The sequence below is a fragment of the Citrobacter sp. Awk 2 genome (genome assembly GCF_028069815.1).
In the GTDB taxonomy this organism is placed as follows: Bacteria; Pseudomonadota; Gammaproteobacteria; order Enterobacterales; family Enterobacteriaceae; genus Citrobacter.
On sequence record NZ_JANEWL010000014.1, the window covers coordinates 52,559 to 70,938 of the forward strand.

17 protein-coding genes and 1 pseudogene are annotated in these 18,380 nt (G+C 49.1%); 12 read left to right on the top strand and 6 right to left on the bottom strand.

The window, feature by feature from the left end:
• Positions 1-149: 149 nt before the first annotated feature.
• Positions 150-1,259, top strand: coding sequence for an AI-2E family transporter (locus NNO02_RS06235; RefSeq protein WP_271454408.1), 1,110 nt, complete (start codon positions 150-152; stop codon positions 1,257-1,259).
• A 116-nt stretch (positions 1,260-1,375) separates the two neighbouring features.
• Positions 1,376-3,160 carry a sensor domain-containing diguanylate cyclase gene (locus NNO02_RS06240; RefSeq protein WP_271454409.1) on the top strand — a complete coding sequence of 595 codons (1,785 nt, stop codon included), beginning with the start codon at positions 1,376-1,378 and terminating at the stop codon, positions 3,158-3,160.
• 62 nt (positions 3,161-3,222) lie between these two features.
• Here the strand turns inward: NNO02_RS06240 and NNO02_RS06245 are convergent, their stop codons facing one another.
• Entirely contained in the window at positions 3,223-4,620 is a 1,398-nt protein-coding gene (locus NNO02_RS06245; protein ID WP_271454410.1) for a hypothetical protein, read from the bottom strand.
• A gap of 311 nt (positions 4,621-4,931) precedes the next feature.
• On the opposite strand from NNO02_RS06245, the gene trpS reads away from it, so the two are divergent.
• The 7 genes and pseudogenes from trpS (at position 4,932) to NNO02_RS06280 (ending at position 11,511) form a co-directional block, all read left to right on the top strand.
• Positions 4,932-5,936 carry a tryptophan--tRNA ligase gene (trpS, locus tag NNO02_RS06250; protein ID WP_271454411.1) on the top strand — a complete coding sequence of 335 codons (1,005 nt, stop codon included), beginning with the start codon at positions 4,932-4,934 and terminating at the stop codon, positions 5,934-5,936.
• Between the two features lie 267 nt (positions 5,937-6,203).
• Complete coding sequence (locus NNO02_RS06255; RefSeq protein ID WP_271450035.1) at positions 6,204-6,689, top strand: Csu type fimbrial protein; 486 nt, start codon at positions 6,204-6,206, stop codon at positions 6,687-6,689.
• 22 nt (positions 6,690-6,711) lie between these two features.
• A complete protein-coding gene (locus tag NNO02_RS06260) occupies positions 6,712-7,428 on the top strand; it encodes a fimbrial biogenesis chaperone (protein WP_271454412.1) in 717 nt (238 codons plus the stop codon).
• A 151-nt stretch (positions 7,429-7,579) separates the two neighbouring features.
• On the top strand, positions 7,580-9,736 hold the full coding sequence (locus NNO02_RS06265) for a fimbria/pilus outer membrane usher protein (protein WP_271454413.1): 2,157 nt from the start codon (positions 7,580-7,582) through the stop codon (positions 9,734-9,736).
• Positions 9,727-10,674: a Csu type fimbrial protein gene (locus NNO02_RS06270; RefSeq protein WP_271454414.1), complete on the top strand. Its 948-nt coding sequence runs from the start codon at positions 9,727-9,729 to the stop codon at positions 10,672-10,674. Before NNO02_RS06265 ends, NNO02_RS06270 begins: the two co-directional genes overlap by 10 nt.
• Before the next feature lie 47 nt (positions 10,675-10,721).
• Positions 10,722-10,910 (top strand): annotated as a pseudogene (locus NNO02_RS06275) (deoxygluconate dehydrogenase); the annotation flags it as partial.
• A 118-nt stretch (positions 10,911-11,028) separates the two neighbouring features.
• Entirely contained in the window at positions 11,029-11,511 is a 483-nt protein-coding gene (locus tag NNO02_RS06280) for a glutathione peroxidase (RefSeq protein ID WP_271450031.1), read from the top strand.
• Positions 11,512-11,757: 246 nt separating this feature from the next.
• Here NNO02_RS06280 and NNO02_RS06285 read toward each other — a convergent pair whose 3' ends face one another.
• The 3 genes from NNO02_RS06285 to NNO02_RS06295 all read right to left on the bottom strand — a co-directional run bounded on the left by NNO02_RS06285 (position 11,758) and on the right by NNO02_RS06295 (position 14,099).
• Positions 11,758-12,264 (bottom strand): YrhA family protein, encoded by a 507-nt coding sequence (locus tag NNO02_RS06285; RefSeq protein ID WP_271454415.1) that lies wholly within the window; start codon positions 12,262-12,264, stop codon positions 11,758-11,760.
• Positions 12,265-12,271: 7 nt separating this feature from the next.
• A complete protein-coding gene (locus tag NNO02_RS06290) occupies positions 12,272-13,420 on the bottom strand; it encodes an HNH endonuclease signature motif containing protein (protein ID WP_271454416.1) in 1,149 nt (382 codons plus the stop codon).
• 259 nt (positions 13,421-13,679) lie between these two features.
• A complete protein-coding gene (locus NNO02_RS06295) occupies positions 13,680-14,099 on the bottom strand; it encodes a rhodanese-like domain-containing protein (RefSeq protein WP_271454417.1) in 420 nt (139 codons plus the stop codon).
• Between the two features lie 82 nt (positions 14,100-14,181).
• Here NNO02_RS06295 and ftrA point away from each other — a divergent pair, with 82 nt between their 5' ends.
• Positions 14,182-15,171: a transcriptional regulator FtrA gene (gene ftrA, locus NNO02_RS06300; protein WP_271454418.1), complete on the top strand. Its 990-nt coding sequence runs from the start codon at positions 14,182-14,184 to the stop codon at positions 15,169-15,171.
• Positions 15,172-15,386: 215 nt separating this feature from the next.
• Here the strand turns inward: ftrA and NNO02_RS06305 are convergent, their stop codons facing one another.
• Together NNO02_RS06305 and NNO02_RS06310 are read right to left on the bottom strand one after the other, a co-directional pair.
• A complete protein-coding gene (locus NNO02_RS06305; protein WP_271454419.1) occupies positions 15,387-15,968 on the bottom strand; it encodes a GNAT family N-acetyltransferase in 582 nt (193 codons plus the stop codon).
• 220 nt (positions 15,969-16,188) lie between these two features.
• Positions 16,189-16,659 carry a GNAT family N-acetyltransferase gene (locus NNO02_RS06310; RefSeq protein WP_271440597.1) on the bottom strand — a complete coding sequence of 157 codons (471 nt, stop codon included), beginning with the start codon at positions 16,657-16,659 and terminating at the stop codon, positions 16,189-16,191.
• Between the two features lie 199 nt (positions 16,660-16,858).
• Here NNO02_RS06310 and NNO02_RS06315 point away from each other — a divergent pair, with 199 nt between their 5' ends.
• Positions 16,859-17,203, top strand: a complete 345-nt coding sequence (locus NNO02_RS06315; protein WP_271454420.1) for a DUF1294 domain-containing protein — start codon at positions 16,859-16,861, stop codon at positions 17,201-17,203.
• 134 nt (positions 17,204-17,337) lie between these two features.
• On the top strand, positions 17,338-18,192 hold the full coding sequence (locus NNO02_RS06320) for a DMT family transporter (RefSeq protein ID WP_271454421.1): 855 nt from the start codon (positions 17,338-17,340) through the stop codon (positions 18,190-18,192).
• The last annotated feature ends 188 nt before the right edge of the window (positions 18,193-18,380 follow it).

Genomic DNA, 18,380 nt, shown 5'->3' on the forward strand with positions numbered 1-18,380 from the left:
ATAACGAATTTTCAACCGGCTGGCGAATCAAGCCAGCCCTGCGTCACATTACCTATCAACAACCTGGTTACATCGTTCAACATCCACAGTTGGTAATTCTGCTGAACAGTTCTATAGTCGAGACTGCTTCTCAGTTACAGGATTCACTAATGCGATTTAACGGACTGACCAAAGGTTTCTTCATTTTCATTCTTGCCCTCGTGACCTGGGCGTTTTTCGACGTGTTGTCCCCCTACTTCTCCGCAATCTTGTGGGCTGCAATTCTGACGACTATCTTTAATCCGGTAAAAAACAAGCTGCGCAGCGCGCTTGGCCAACGTAACGGTCTGGCATCGTTAATCACTATCGGGATTATCTGTTTGATTGTTTTTATTCCTCTGATGGTGATCCTGTCATCGTTGGCAATCGAACTGAATGTGGTTTACACCAAGTTGCAGCAAAACAATACACAGTTTCCGGAAGTGGTCAGTTCTATTCTTTCTTATCTTCCTGACTGGGCCAGAGGGTTCCTCGCAGAACACAATCTGGATGATGTCGCGCAGATCCAGAAAAAACTCTCCGACATTGCGCTGCAGGGCGGGCAGTACCTCGCAGGCAGTGCTTTCCTGATTGGTAAAGGAACCTTTGGCTTCGCCATCAGCTTTGGCATCATGCTGTACCTGCTGTTTTTCCTGCTGAAAGATGGACCGTATCTGGTGCGTCAGATTCTGGATTCCTTACCGCTGTCCGATTTTGCCAAGCAGCACTTGTTTGCCAAATTCGTGGGTGTCACACGGGCGACAGTCAAAGGCACGGCGGTTGTCGCTGTCGTACAGGGCACGCTTGGCGGCATTGCTTTCGCCATTGTCGACATCGACGGCAGCATTTTGTGGGGCGCACTAATGGCATTTCTCTCGCTGGTGCCCGCGGTTGGCTCGGCAATAGTCTGGGTCCCCGCCGCCATTTTCCTCTTCGCCACCCACCAGCTGTGGCAAGGGCTGTTTATTGTCGGATTTTTCGTCATTATTGTCGGACTGGTGGACAATATCCTGCGCCCGTTACTGGTAGGAAAAGACACCAAAATGCCGGACTACCTGATATTGATTACCACTCTCGGTGGGATGGAGATATACGGTATCAACGGTTTTGTGATTGGCCCGTTGATCGCCGCACTATTTTTGGCCAGTTGGAATCTGTTCTCCGGACGTGACCATGAGGGCAACGTAGAAGGTATCGATGAAGCGTTCATGGAAGAAGGAAAAACCCCTCCAGATTTATGATGGCATGACGATAACAAGGGGCGGCCTCGGGTCGCCTTTTGTTTTCACGCAAAATCATACGTTTCCTATAATTTCAATCATGCTTATTCATTAATCGTCGCAGAAGGAACGAAAAAGTGCGAATAGCCACAATCACCAACTGGGCTTACAGTGCGACGGTCTGCCTGACCATTGCCTCCGGTGTTGTTATGCTGATGGCATCCGGAGCAGACAATACTGAACGTCAGGTGGTAGAGCAGCGGTATAAATTTGATCAGCTAACCGAAGAGGTAGAGCTCGATGCCTGGTCATTGTCCGATTTAGCCCGCGAGTACGTGATCGCTAAAGATCCAGAGGCGCTGAACGCCTATCGTCAGAAGGCGTCGTCGCTAAAAGCGGTTGAGCTGCGGTTAACAAAATTAAAAGACGTCGGTGCGACAGGTGAAGAACTGGCGCTGCTGCATGAAGGATTACAAATTGTCGATGCACTACAGGAAGAGCAAGCAACGGCGCTCGCCAGTATGGCCCGCGGAGAAACGTCACAGGCTATCGCGCTGCTCTACGGCAAAGCCTATGAACAGGAGCTGGAACGGGCGCAGGTGCGGATAGATCATTTCCGGCAGTTGCTCGATAACCGTGTACGTAACAGCATTGAAGATGCCACCAGGACATCCCGCATACTGCGTACGCTCTCTGAAGTTATGGTCGGATTAACCGCGCTGCTGTTTTTGTTTGTCCTCGGCTTTATTTTGAAACGTCGCGTACTGCGTCCGGTTGTGCGTCTAAGCGACGTAGTTCACCGCCTCGCCTCGCAGGATTACGCCGTAGAGACGCCTAACTTTAATCAGATTGATGAGATTGGCGACATGGCGCAAGCCATTCGCATTTTTCGCGAGAACGGCCTTGCGCGGCAGCGGCTGGAGAAAGAGCGGGATGCCGACTGGGCGATCCGCGAACTATTGGCTCGTATGACCCAGCGTTTACAGGGCTGCGAAAACTTTGCCGATGTTATCAATGTCGCACAGCTTTTTGCCCCGAACATTGCCCCAGGCGTTGCCGGGCGGCTCTACATTCTTGACCGGGAGGCCTGGCACATGCGCTGTGCCGCCGAGTGGCTCTCTCCGCAAGGCAAAGCAGACTCTTTCCATCCGGATGAATGCTGGGCTGTGCGCCGTGGGCAAAGTCATCCTCCCGTGCAGGGCGAGCCGGATATCGCCTGCTACCACCTGCCTGAGTCCTGTCAGGATCATACCCTGTGCGTACCGTTGATCGCCCAGGGTGAAGCCATCGGCTTGCTCTCATTCCAGAATCTCAGCGACAATTCTGCCCCTTCCCGTGCTTATCTGGAGCTGCTGGCCGAGGCACTTGGACTGGCATTGGCCAACCAACGTCTGCGCGATGCACTACTGGAAAAAGCGCTTTATGACCCACTGACCGGCCTGCGCAATCGCCATCACCTTGAAGACACTCTGCGCACCCAGATGAGTCAGGCTGTCCACAACCAGGAACCGATCAGTTGCCTGATGATCGATATTGATCACTTCAAAAGCATCAACGACCGTTTTGGTCATGAGGCAGGTGATGGTGTGATAAAAAGTATCGCTGCCATTATTCAGCGCGTTGTTCACGACCACGGAATGGCCTTCCGCTACGGTGGTGAAGAGTTTTTGGTTCTACTTGCCGGTATGGATGAAGAAGCGGCCAATCGCTTTGCGACGGACATTTATAACGGCGTACGCGAGTTGACGCTCAGCTTTGGCGTCTCTGATATCGGTCACGTTGATGTTTCTATTGGTGTCGCCAGCTACCCGCAGCACGCCCAGAGCGATAACCTGTTACGTGCCGCGGATGTCGCGCTGTATCGTGCAAAAGAGCTGGGGCGTTCGCGAATAGTGAGCTTTGGTATGCTGGAAACGAGCTAAAAAGCGGTGCGCAAGCCCAGTCGGGTACTTCCTGAAATATCTCACCCGAGGAAGTATCCCCATTAATGAGTATATTCATCGATAAGTGACTGGTGAGTTTTCTGGATTACATCCTGAATATAGGCAGTTGCCTGCTCACCTGGCACACCTGCAGAAGAGAATTTTATACAGGAGTCAAGACTGGCGTAACTGTCTTTTTTATACTGGCACCAAAGTTTCAAATTATTAGCACGTAAGCGTCTAAATTTAACTAACTTTATTCGGCCAGGCGGTGAAACTTTGTGTATGCTTCTTATTCTGCGCAGACCTGAAAGTGCCGTGTTTCTAATTAGTGCACGCTGGGCACAATATAGCATCTGGCTGGCGCTAAATTGAAGCGTTGCACTCGCCTGATTCCAGGCAGCAATATCGATAAGGGGATTATCTCCGAACCAATAGTGATGATTAAGTTCATATAAATTTTGTAGTAAGCGGTGGCTATATTTAAACATTATCGCATAATGCTGTAATTTCTCGACGTGTTCATTCTCATGCCACCGTTCTGCCAGCGCAATCTGCTCAGCAAACTGGTGCTCCATAGCACTGGCATTCTTAATGTGCTGTGCAATAATCCAAGCACTTGCTTCTTGCTGAGCGCTCTCTGCACCCTTCATACTTGCGGCGATTTTATCGTAGACGTCGCGATTGCTTATCATCGTACGCAAAAAAGGATCTTTACTCCGTTTTTGATAAGGCGTTCCGTAGCCATAGGTTCCCGGCAGCAGACTACCAGCATCGACAAACGCATCCGTAACCACGGTTAATCGGCATTCTGGCAATAAAAAATCATTTGGCGAAACGGTCTGCGGATCACGTCCATCGGTAAACAGTTCCAGACCGAGTCTGGAAAAAAATGTAGCGACAAGCTCAGAACAAAATGCGCCCCGCGTTCCTTTATCAAAACGGCAGGACTCGATTGCTTGCGCAACATGTTTTGCCAGTAAATGTGGAAAATCTGGTAGCGTTATGGCCTCAAGAAGTCTTGGTACAGCAGAGTAGCTTTTATAAAAATCATTTTCTTGTAGGTCTTTCGAAGCCTGAATCATCCTGGAGAGATCAATGTTTTCGCATTCAGGATGGCGCAATAAAATCCATTCTCTCGGATTTTCGGGGATGCAAATAACCTTTTCTGCAGTGGGCTGCCCCCCGAGATACAGACGCATTGGCAATAAAAAAGTAAATCCAACACCCGATGTATCCGATTCGGCAAGATATAGACTTTCAATGCCTGAATCACCACCATGAATCCAGATAGCGGCATGAGAGTATGGTCCGCCGCTCGCTTTCACAATTAGTGAACTGAATGGACTGTTTCCACAAACTAACAAAACGTCACCTGGACGCAGCTTTTTCTCCCACAGCAATGGTCCACTACTTTGCAATGCTGCTAGATCGAGTTTCACAGGAACGTCTTTATGCATTGTACTTCCTTGTCGAAAGTTATCGCCATGATTACAAAGGGATTTCCAAACATAACAATGGATGCCCTACCCGTAAAGCCAAAATGACGTTGCCCACCCCGACCGGGCAGAGCATTACTTTACCTCAGCGCCTGGCAGTGATATGTTGATCAGATGAATATAAAACACGATTGCAACGGTTTTAACCACAAGCGTTGGTGGCTGCCTTCTTAAAGGCGGTCAGAATGTGTTTATCCATTTTTAAATAACCGCCGAAAGGCGGTTATTTGCATTTTGAGACCCCTTTCGGTTTTATACTTAAGGAGTCTTCTATGAACAACAAATCCATCATCCTGACCGGCGACCGCCCTACTGGGCCGCTGCATCTCGGCCACTATGTAGGTTCCCTGCGCCAACGCGCGATACTGCAACACGATTATCAGCAGTTTGTTCTGGTAGCAGACCTGCAAGGTCTGACCGATAACGGCAGTAATCCACAAAAGATCCAAAATAACATACCCGAAGTGTTGGCCGATTATCTCGCTGCAGGTATTGATCCCTCACTCACCACCCTTTGTTTACAATCGGCACTGCCTGCCCTTGCCGAACTCACTGCACTGTATATGAATATCGTTACCGTGGCTCGCGTCGAGCGTAACCCAACGGTCAAAAATGAAATTGCGCAAAAAGGTTTCGCCCGTTCGCTGCCGGTCGGTTTCCTGGTTTACCCGATCAGCCAGGCAGCAGATATTACGGCGTTCAAAGCCAGCCTGGTACCCGTCGGCGACGATCAGTTGCCGATGATCGAGCAAACTAATGAAATCGTACACAAGATGAATAGCCTGTTACCGGCCCCCGTTTTGCATCATTGTAAAGCTATGTTAAGCGAAACCAGCCGTCTTCCGGGTATTGACGGCAACGCCAAGATGTCGAAATCACTTGGCAATACGCTGCTCCTGTCGGCAAGTGAAGAGACTATCCATCGCGCCGTCGGCGCAATGTACACAGATCCTAACCACCTAAAAGTGTCCGATCCGGGGCAAATTGAGGGCAATGTTGTGTTCACCTATCTGGATGCTTTTCATCCGGACAAGGCCAAAGTCGCAGAAATGAAAGCGCATTATCGGCAAGGAGGATTGGGTGATCGGGCATGTAAAAATGAGCTGGAGATGTGCCTTCAAGAACTCATCGCGCCAATGCGTGAGCGTCGGGCAACCTATATTCAGGATAAAGGTATGCTGATGGCGATGCTTAAAAAAGGAAGCGAGCGGGCCTACGACATCACGCAGCAAACGCTAAGAGAAGTAAAACAAGGATTGGGGCTGTCGGTATTTTAATCTGGATTGATGTCCCACCCGGCGGAAAATAACCGCCGGGTGGGATGACTCTTTTTAGGTATATTTTCCGTTATGTTTTTACCAACACTACACGATAACACTTGGCAGTGATTAAATTTCGCTCTGCTAAATGTAAATAGCGTTCCCAATTATTTACATGATCTGCACATAGCACAAATACATAATCAAAGAGAATGAGTAATCTCTATCCTTCCTCGCCTTTTCCACCCTTATAAAATCGATTATATAACCTTAGCGAGTTTTAAAATGATTAACCGTAAAGCCACTGCATTATCTCTGACTGCGATTAGCATTTTATTTTCATCCGTTGTTTTTGCTGATGATTCAGGCAGTGTTAGCGATCAGATGATGGTAAAACTGACCGTAGAAAAATCCTGCAAGGTCAGTGTGGATGATATGGATTTTGGTTCTCATGGCAGTAATGATGGGGCGGTTACCGCTTCAGCCAAAGCTTATGTCACCTGTACTAACGGCACCGGATATATGCTCGGAACGGATAAAACGCATGATTTCGAAATGAGTTCTAACGACACCGCCGATACCACAAAAGTAGCCTACACCCTTTCAACCGACCATCCGGGTGGCACCTCCCTGGTGGATAATGGCATTTCAGGCATCGGTACCGGTGAGCAGCAGGCACTACCTATCTTCGGGAAAGTAACGGCAAATGCCCTGAAACAGGCACCGGCTGGGGACTATACCGATACCGTAACCTTAACTGTAACGTATTAATTCATTCTTAAAGGTGCAGCATATGAAGCGGTTTATTTTATGGGCAGGCATGAGCATTGTTGGTCTGGTCTGCACGGTGAATTCATACGCTGCCACCCTGCAGGTTTACCCGGTAACGCTGGGATTCTGTGGAAATGAATCTGCTCAGGCTATATATGTACGTAATACCGGTAGTGCCACTATTGGGGCGCAGATCCGCGTTTATGCGTGGCATCAACAGAACAATAAAGATAACCTGACCGAGACCCAGGACGTAATGGTTAGCCCTCCCATGACCACGATCCCAGTTTCTCGTCAGCAATTGGTTCGGGTTATCTTAGCAACGCCAGACAGTGGTGATACCGAACAGGCCTACCGTATTATCGTTGATGAACTCCCCGGCGAAAATAATATGGCAGATAAAGATGGGGTACGCTTCCTGCTACGTTATTCCATTCCGGTTTTTGTGAACTGTAAAGAGACCCGCCCTGCCAGCAGCCAACTCGCTGTATCCATCGTTCGTACCGCCCAACCATTAATGTTGAAAATAAAAAACAATGGTAACCAGCATGTTAAATTAAGTGATGTATTTCTTGTTTCGGGTACTAAGAATATTGTCATGAACAAGGGATTACTTGGCTATGTATTACCGCATAGTGAAAAGGAATGGCCGTTACCGAATGGAATAACAACCGCGTCATCTTTATCACTTAATTTGAATGACAATGCTAAAACGCAGATCGTTAAAATTATACCTTAAATCCGTTATTGTTTTTTTATTGGTATGTCCCACAGTCCAGGCTGCGGAAAATGAGACGCTGTATCTGACTGCAACGATAAATGAGCAACCGGTTAGGGGGTTTATTAAGGCCAGGAACATCAATAACAAACTCTATATTGCTGGTCAGGATATGGATAAACTTAACCTGAAAGTGTCATCTCTGCCGGAGCAAAAAGGGTATTTTGATATCAGTTCACAGGATGGCCTCAATGTTACTTTCGACAACCTTAATCAAAGCCTGACCATTACCGCCAGTAAAAACTGGCTCGACAAAGAAAGCCATCTTTCCAGCAGCAATGGTTCGCGCCTTATCCGTTCGTCCGAGTTGTCACCCGAAGTGCGGGGGCTCGCGTTAAATTACGATTTATTCGCCAGCAACGAAAACGGCGTACAAGAGACTTCAGCTTATAGCGAGTTTCGCACCTTTGGCGTTGGCCCTGGTTTTTTCTCCACATCCTTCAATACGCAAGAGTCGAGCAGCAGCAACGAAGCGCAAACGGGAACACATCGCCTGATGAGCAGCTGGAACTACGAAAACGTGGATAAACTGCTCACATTCAGGCTCGGGGATGGTTATACATCCGCACAATCATGGACGAATAGCGTCCGTTTTGGTGGCATTAGCCTTGCGCATAACTACAGTACTCAACCCAACTTTAACACCTCATCGCAGGATATTCTGACCGATAGCGTCGTGCTACCGTCCACCGTTGATCTGTACGTCAAAGGAATCAGAACCTCCTCACAGAAGGTTCAGCCCGGGCAATTTACGCTTAATACAGCACCGGTTTTTACTGGCAGCGAAGGCGCGCAAGTGGTAATTACCGATGTGAATGGTAAACAACGTGTGGTGGATTTGAATCTCTACGGCACCAATCAACTCCTTTCGGATGGGCTAACAACCTGGGGCATGAGCCTGGGCTGGGTACGGGAAGATTACACTTACCGTTCTTTTGGCTATGATCCTCAGTTGGTCGGCGTGGGCGACTGGCGTCACGGACTGAACGACACCACCACCGTCGGCATGCATACCGAGCAGAGTGGCAGTCTGCATAATCAGGGGGTAGGTTGGGATTATTTGCTCTCTCCGTCGCTCGGTACACTTCATGCTAATGCAGCCGCCAGCCGTTATCAGGCGAACAGTGGTAACCAATGGGGTTCCGGCTGGCAGTGGAACAATCAGATCTTTAATTTCTCGCTCTCACACTCACAGGCCAGTCGGGGGTTTCGCGATATTTCATCCATAGCGGATAACGATATTGCCACCCGTGAAGATGCTGCCTTTGTCAGCGTGTCGTTTGATAAGACGGGTACTTTCGGTGCGAGCTGGGTCAGCCAGACATTCCCCGAGTATGCGGAACGCTATCTGGGAATCTCCTGGTCAAAAAGTTTTGAAAATCAGGTCAATCTTTCATCCAGCATCACACAATCACTTGGCGACGAACACAACACCACCGTGTACGTCACATTCAGTATTCCGCTATTTCGTCATCAGGATTACCTCTCACTGCAGAATAATCATGATAAAGACGGAAATTCCGTGCAGGCCAACCTGTCGCACTCGCTGGAATCCAATAAACCGGGCTGGGGCTGGAATCTTTCCGCACAACAAGGCAAGAATCAAAACATCCATGCCAGTCTCCAGCGCCGCAACACCTGGAGCGATCTGGCGTTAGGCTACAATCGCGATGAACAACACAATAACGACTACGGTTCAATGACCGGTGCCGTGGGTTTGTTTATGGGGCATTTCTACGCCACCCGCGAACTGGGTAGCGCTTTCGCCCTTGTCGATACGGCGAAGGTAGCCAATGTACCGGTTTATCTGGAGCATCGCCCGGTTGGTCATACGGATAATAATGGCATGCTGTTCCTGAATAACCTGAATCCCTATCAGGCAAACCATATCGATATCGACCCTCTCGGTCTCGATGAAGACTATCGCGCGCCCTACACCAATGAAATCCTGATCCCACAAACCGGACGCGGTGCCGTCGCCAGCTTTAACATTTATCGCACGCATGCCGTTCTGCTAACCGTCACGACACCCGATGGCAAATATGCGCCCTTCTCTGCAGAAGTTAGCGTACGGGATCGTCATGAACAGGCACCTGCTCTGGGCACTGCACAATCCATTGTCGGCTATGAAGGTAAAATTTATCTGGAAGATCCCCCTGCTGGCGGAGCACTGCGCATTCAATGGGCATCTTCTTCTTGTTCGCTAAAACTGCCGACGCAATTTAGCGCTTCTCGGGCAGTGGAGAAAATAAACGCACTATGTCAGTAATTCGTTCACTCTGGTTTCTCATCCTTTTCGTGGTACTGATATTTACATTCAGTCCAGTCGCCGTAGCCGCTAACTGCTGGAACGGCAGCCCCGCAGGACTGGATTTTGGTACCGTCACCGCCGGACAAACTGGTGCCACCGCAACCCGACTGTCTCTTACCTGCAATAATTACGATGGTCAGGCCGAGTATGTCCGCGCCTGTCTGAAAGTAATGGCAAACAATCCGCTGGCGATGAGCCAGAACGAACCTGCAAGCACCCCGCTCTATTTTTCGGTCTATTCGATTTACGATCAGCGTTCGCCGCTGAGTCAGAATAACAACGTGTATGCGCAAATCGATTTTGCCTTGTCGGCAGGCGGGACGGCTGAACATGATATACCGCTTATCGGCAAGATAAATCCCGGTCAGACGAATGTCAGCGCCGGGATGTACTATGACTACGCCACGGCAATACAAATTGCCTACACCTCAGCCAGTTCATTACAAGCGCTCCCGGCCTGTGGCGCCCTGAATGGGACAACCATTACAGACCAGATTAGCGCCTCTGCTACGGTGAAAAATGGCTGTGAGGTGGTCAGCGTGGACGATATGGCATTCGGCAGCAAAAGCCCCGCTCAGGGCGATCTGCTTCACGCGACATCCACAGCGAATATTACCGTCCAGTGCCCAACCGGGACGGACTATTCCGTCAGCATCGGTCATGGTCTGCACCCCGAGGGGAACCAACGCGCACTGTGCCATAACGGTGAGTGCGTAAGCTATGCCCTGTATCAGGATGCTGCCCATTCTATAGCGTGGACGCCGGACAACCCGGAAAAGCAGTATTCCGGTGATGGGCAAGCGCAGAGTCTGGTGGTTTACGGTTCAGTCCCACCGCAGAAATGGCCATCGGCAGGCGTGTATACTGACACGGTAGTGATTACGTTAACCTATTAACTCACAAGATGATCGCGACTAATGCGCCGTTCGGTGAGTTAGCGACATATCCAGCGGATGTGAGCTTACTTAGCGGGTTAGATGTATTTGTCGATGATCAATCCAAAATGGGCTAGCGTCTAATGAATGGGCGTACTGTCTGGGAAACGCTTCGTTTCGTGCTGACTCAACCGCGTAGTTGCCATATTAGTACCCTTTACTTTCAAGGACCCACTCGCGAAGATTTGGAGCATTAGGGACAGAATCTGACAGCACTAAACCGAGCGGACTCACCTCCGCTTCTCACTTGCCCCAGCAGCACCGTGCTGTATGGCTATGCCGATGTCTAACCGGTCCTGCTCTGAGGAGTTCGCTATGACCACCTTTTATCAACTGACAGCCACCAGCCTGCACGGCCAGCTTATCTCTATGGCTGACTATGCTGGCAAGCTGGTTCTGGTGGTAAATACCGCCAGCCATTGTGGCTTCACGCCACAATACGCAGGTCTGGAAGCGCTTTACAAAAAGTACGCGGCCCGGGGACTGGTGGTCCTTGGCTTCCCCTGCAACCAGTTCGGTAAGCAGGAACCCGGCAACGCCGACGAAATCGCGCAGACCTGCCACGTCAACTACGGTGTAAGCTTCCCGATGTTTGAAAAAGTGGAGGTTAACGGTGCCGCTACGCATCCGGTATTTCGTTATCTAAAAGATGAATTGCCCGGCATACTGGGGGGACGGATAAAATGGAACTTCACAAAATTCCTTATCGGTCGCGATGGCAAGCCGCTAAAGCGTTTTGCACCGTTCACTACCCCAGAAAAAATGGAAACCGTCATCATTGCCGCACTTGAAATCTAGGTATTCTTATCATTTGAACCGTCAGCCTGGTGCCAGGAGCGGACATTCCGTACTTTTGCGTATGTGGCCAAAATCGGTATGGCACATACAATACAGGCCGGCTGTTGGAACAACCATAAAAAAGAAATACCTTTCACAGTCTGCAACTCCTTTGTAGCAAAATGCTTTTCTGTACACTTCAATTATTTTTATAAAAACATCATTCATCCTTTTATTGACTGGCTAACTGTTTGTAGAATGTGGCTATTATTTTACGGTATCGATAAGTGCTGACAGCAGATTACCAAAGGTAGAGTGTGACTCAATAACGTAATCTGTTGATGCTCTATCGCGGATCTGGAAACAGTCGTCTTTGGGGTTGAATACGAACACGGACATACCATCTTGACCAATCAGCACCTTATCGGTCAGGTTTGGGTCAATATAGATTTCGTCGGTGCGGGTATCAATGTTACGGATATAGATATTTGACCATAGTAGTTCGCCATTCTCCGCCTGCGTCATACCGTACAGAGTGAGTCCGTTGTACTCCAATCCGTCCATGATGTTGAACATATAAGCGTAATCCGGGCGATTTATTACTAAACGCTGAATATCTGCGTAAACACCGCGTTTCACCTCATCCCACTCCGCTGGCGCAGAATTGCACATTAAGTCCGTCATGGTGTCAGGCGCGATGGAGTTGGCTACCGGGTAATTATTGGAAACCATCAACGTATTGAGAATACCAATCATCTTATTTGTATCGTTCATAGCGTGCTTATTTCCCTACTGGGTAAATTACGCCATTCGGCGAAGGCCATACAACGTTAGTACTAGCGTTGTATGGGAGGTCTTTGGTGATTATCGCCTGTGTCTTTGATAGCGTTGAGTGATATGGCGAGTTTTGGATTAGTATCAGATTATCCAGGGAATTTGTGCCGCTATCATCCAGGGGGATCTTGTGGTGAACTTGCCACCCGGACGGTACTTTACCATCAGCGAGACGCAGCAGATTGTTGGAATCAAACGTTGATAGTGCGTCAGGGTGATCGGAAAGCGATTTGAGGAAACTTGGGCGTACGGCGCTGTTAAAATCCCGCCGGAGCACGGCATATTCAGCGCGGTCGCGACGGACATAGTTCAGATTCGACACGTTCACATCGTCAAGCAGAACGTGTGCCTTTTTGTATTTGCCCAGATAGCTTGTCAATTCCTCTGCCGCCATTGGGTTACGTATAACCAGCAGCGAAGCCGCAGCTACCATCATCCCGGATGTAGTTTCGTTAAGAACGCCGTCATACCCCTTCATTGCATCGCCGCCCAACTGTTCGGCTGTCCGCCGGAATCCCTCAACATTGCCGTTGTAGATACCACCCGCAGCCAGAAGACGTCCGGCAGCTTTACTGTTAATCGTTCTATCCGCCTGGGCGCGTTGTATAGGGGCATCGGCATAGTGATGTTTAATGGTCGGAGGCGGCTTTCTTCCCTGATGCTCGTTTAGGCTATATTCGTAGATTTGACGCACTGCCTGCTGAAAACCCTCACTGTAGGTATCCATGAAGCAGTCATAAATCAGATTACTGTCATCATCGAAATAGAACGGATTGCGGAAGTGCTCCCATTTTTCGCTGGTGTCAACGCCAACCATCCCGCCGTGTTCCAGATTCCATTTCACCTCATCATAGAGTCCGTCGTATTCAGTAAGACGCTTGCGTTTGTAGGGTTGTGTCGCGTATCGGTGGTAAACCCCTCTCTGTCGCTTCGGGACGCTGTGAGGCAGAATGCGGTTGCACTGGTCGTATTCCAGGTAATCCAGTTCATAAAAGATGCCCGCCATATCCAGCGCATCTCGTGGCGACAGAATGAACTGAATATCACCTGGAGCCAGTTCTCGCTCGGCATCCCACCTCATGTAAAGAGTGAACATTCCGTTTCTTCCTTATCCCATATTTTTTATAAGGACTCTCTCGTTAACGCGGCGAAAAATCAAATGGTTTGGTTTTTGTGGTTGAGTTAATTTGGGCTGCCGGAGGGAACGACCACCGCCTCTGCAGCGCAATATTGCTGCTCAAAGCCGCCTGTCGATGTCTGGTACACAGTTACTGCATAACAGGCAGCTTCGTGCCATAAACTGGCGTCGGTCATATCCGGTTGCATTAATAAAATGTGCGAATCAGCCGAAAAATTCAACACCGCCGTGAACTGCCAACCGCGTTTTCTGCGAAGGCCAGTCCTTCATCTTCCCAGCCAGTGAGTCCACCAATCATTATCTTGACTGCCAGGCCAAGCTGAGCCAGTTTCAGTGCAGCTCTATCGGCTCCGTTGCAGTGTGGCCCGGCGCAATAGACGACAAACAGCGTATCATCAGGCCATTTATTCATCATCTCTGCGGTGATCATTTTGTGTGGTAGATGAATGGCGTTGGGAAGATGGCGACGAGCAAAAGATTCCTGGCTGCCAACGACATGCAACAGCACGAAGTCCACTTCTCCTGCATTCATGGCTGCGTTGACATCCGAACAGTCTGTTTCCACGCTAAGGCTGCGGGAAAAATGACTGATAACTTCAGGGGCACTGGCGGCGGGGATCGCTGTTACTGAACTCATGGTATTTCTCTCTTGTTGTAATGTGGTGTACTGTGTTACCTCTTATCTCACCAGATATCAGCTACCTCCACCGCTACCAACCATGACAGAAATCGCCAGGATTATGACAACAGATCCCCGCCCGCAGGTCGTCGTTCTGGCTTACGACGGGCTATGTACTTTTGAATTTGGCATTGCCGTAGAAATCTTTGGTCTGCCACGCCCTGAACTGAAAGAAAACTGGTATCGCTTTGCTGTCGCTTCCATTGATGATGGCGAATTGCGGGCAACTGGTGGAATAAGGGTGATGGTGGATGGTGGGTATGAGTTGCTGGAACAAGCGGATATGCTGGTTATTCCTGGTTGGTGTGGAGTTCAAACTCCGGTACCTGAAGCGCTTTGTATTGCTCTTTGCCAGGCTCACCAGCGCGGTTGTCGTATCATGTCTATTTGTTCAGGCGTGTTTGTCCTTGCCGCCGCAGGTCTGTTAAACGGACGAAAGGCGACAACACACTGGCGATATACTGACGAGTTACAGCAGCGTTACCCGGAAATAGAAGTGGTCAATGATGTGCTGTACATCGGTGATGACAATTTGATGACATCAGCTGGCAGTGCTGCTGGTATCGACCTTTGTCTTCACGTAGTGCGCAGCGACTACGGCCTTGAAATTGCCAATAATGTGGCACGCCGGCTGGTGATCCAACTTCATCGTGATGGTGATCAGTCTCAGCAGATAGCACATCCTGTCGCTCGTGCTCAGGAAAGCCGCCGTCTGGGTTTATTATTTGACTGGCTGCATACACATATCGCCGAGCCTCATACCTTAGAAACCATAGCGAATCGTGCAAGTATGAGTCCACGCACCTTACAGCGCCGTTTTCTGGAAGCTACAGGGCTAACTCCTACTCAGTGGTTGCTTGAAGAGCGGCTTAAACGTGTGCAACTAGCATTAAGAAGTAGCAGTCTAAGCATTGAACACATTGCAGAACAAAACGGATTTGGTAGCGCAGGCACGCTACGGCATCACTTTCAGAAACGATTTACTATCAGTCCGCAAGTCTGGCGCAGGCAATTCAGGTCAAGCCCTTAATGAACTGAGTTTGAGATCCTGCGATATTTCTTGCACTTCTGCCTGGTGAGTGATGTCCGCCCTACATCAATTGAAAGAACGCAGATCGATCTCTTCCTGCCAGCAAGAGAGTGACCGCGATACTGCTTTTGAGGTCAGGCGTTCAAAGGCGTCGATTGCAAGGTAAAACACGTAGTATCCCATACCTCCTGTCGGCAATTCTTCGATAATTTTTCTTACCGGTGATCGGAAAGACGGCGCTCAAGGTTGGTCTGAACCTGCGGCCACTCATCATCGATTATGCTGTACCGTATGGAGGTACGCTTTCGACCATCAGGCATAATTCGTTCATTTCTGATGATACCTTCCTGGACCGCACCAATACGGAGAATGGCAGCCTGAGAGCGCTCATTCAATACATCAGTCGTAAACTGAACGCGAACACACTTAAGTTGCTCAAAGGCATATCGCAGCAGTAACAGTTTACTCTCGGTATTTGCAGCTGTTTTTTGCCAGCTTTGTGAATACCAGGTGTGACCAATTTCGAGCTTTCGGTTTTCGCGATCAATCTTCCAGAAACGCGTTGACCCAATGACACGTTGGTCGGATGAGAGCGTTACAGCAAACGGCATGACGGTGCCTTCGGCCTGCCCCTTCAGGGCTTTCTGAATGTACGAATCAGCAGTGTCAGCAGATGGAACTACCGTAAATGACAGAGACCAAAGTTCCCCATCTTCAGCCGCATCAATCAATAGCGGAGCATCCGTCTTAAGCAGAGGACGGAGCGTTACAAGAGCCCCTTGTAAAGTAGGCGTCATATTTGTGGCCTCACAGTTCTTTTGTGTAGATGGATTGGGCTGCATAATCTTGTACCGAATGACTTACTATGCTCCGTTTGCATTTAATAATCGACTCATTAAGGGGCTATTACCTGCTCACCGTTTATAATACATGGCAATATAAGTAATTCCCCCGTGCGTGACTCACTTCCACTATTCGCTCACTACGGACCGTGCCGGGTAGGAATCAGCCGGTGTTCTATTGTTTCGCCAAATATTTCCGCATCAGTGCATTTTGTAATGTCACGCCACGACACACAGGGAAACCTCGTTCCACGACATGAAAGCCGTGCCGTAGGAAGAATGCTTCCGCAGCCTTACTGACATTTGAAGTAAGTTCACCCATTCCACGTTCTCTGGCTTCTTCATGAATACGGTCCATCAGTAGCGTCCCTACGCCCTGTCTCGGGTAGGCTCCCGAGACATAGAAATGGTCAATGTACCCATTGGGCTGAACATCCGCATATCCAGCTATTTCACCCTCCACTTCAACAACAAAGGGACGTAGTGCCCTCATGCGATTGGTCCAGTGGTCCGGGTCGATATCTGATGGGGCCCAGGCAGCTATTTGTTCATGTGTGTAGTAGTGGGATGCGAGGGTATGTACAGAAGATAAAAATACGCTGAATAACGAAATTTCATCTCCATTTCTGAACCTTCTGATTTTCATATAACCTCGTTATGAGTGTGGCTGGTAGAACAATATCATTACTTTTCATAATGTTCTATTTTCCAGGCTGACCATGCGATCCCGACATTTTCTGCATCGAGATCTTGATAACCCTGGCTTCTGAGAATCTTATGTCCATTTATCGGTGTCGGTTCTGGGTTAAGATAACCGCCTCTCCGTTCTGGCTGTGGTTAATGATATGAATCTCAATCGTTGTTGTTATTTGCTACTGGTGTGCGCTGCGGTCGGTAGCCTTTTTGCCCCACATCCGTTGCTAATATGGGGCCTGCTCGCCAATATATTGACGCTGGCGATTTACGGCGTGGATAAAATGGCAGCGCGTAAGGCCTGGCGCAGAGTGCCGGAATCCACGTTGCTGGTATTTGGCGTTGTAGGCGGATGGGCTGGCGCTATTGTCGGGCAACAACTCTTTCGCCATAAAACACAAAAGCAGCCCTTCAAAACTTACTTCGTCATCAGTGTGATATTAAGTACCTCCGCTATGGTGGCCGTGTATCAATTCTTTCCATTCTCACTTTCCTGAACATCACTTAGGGATAGCGCCCGCACCTTGCGCAACCTTGGCGTGTTGGATTATAACCAAAAGCATCGTTAGCGTGCCTGTCCTGATGTACGCACTCTATACTCAGCAACAGATCGTCAACATTAAGGATGGGTATGAAAAAGCTGTTGCTGGTTCTCTTGGTGTTAACTGCATTTGCAGCCAATTCTATCCTCTGTCGTATTGCTTTAAAGAATGGGTATTCGGATCCTGAGACGTTCAGCGTGCTGAGATTACTCGGTGGTGCAGTAATGCTGTTTATCTGGCATATAGCCCTGGGAAAACTGAAAGACATACGCTGGAAAATCATCGATGCCCTGTTGCTGTGTGCCTATGTATTATTCTTCTCAATCGCGTATGTTCAGCTCAATACCGCAACAGGCGCATTACTGCTATTTGGCGCAGTGCAGATCTGCATGATTAGCTGGGGATTAATTAAAGGCGAAACACTTAGCGGATACAAAGCCACCGGGATCGTCATTGCCATTGGGGGAATCATTATGCTGCTGCTCCCCGGCGCAACCGCTCCCCCTTTTATACCTGCCCTGACGATGGTTGCTTCAGGCCTGGCATGGGGAGCTTACTCTGTGCGAGGGAAAAACATTCTCTCTCCTGCCGGGACGACTGCGGGAAATTTCATTCTGAGCCTTCCGGTTATTCTCATTCTGAATCTGGTACGACAGGAACCCGCGCATACTGACGCCAACGGCGTCATCCTTGCCCTGCTCTCCGGCGGACTGGCTTCTGGTGTGGCTTACGTACTTTGGTATCAACTTGTTGCCAGTATGTCCTCCGCAACCGCCAGCACACTTCAGTTGAGCGTGCCCTGTATTGCTGCGGTAGGTGGGGTGCTATTTCTTGGCGAATTGCCTGATTTGAGAATTCTGGTATGCACACTGATCGTTCTGGCTGGCATAGCCATTGTTATTTCATCCGATCGAACACAGAGTAAGAAATCAGCGCGGGGATAACATTGAGGAGTCGCAGCACTGTGCTTCGGTGTTTTGACTCACCACCCAGATGCGCCCTGTCACGCCCTTTGCGCGATAATCAACTTGCTTAATTACTCTGCAATTACACAGGAAAATAATATTCAGCCGTAAACTCAAATACATACATATAAATCAGTAAGATAAGAAATTGCAGGGACAGTTAATAG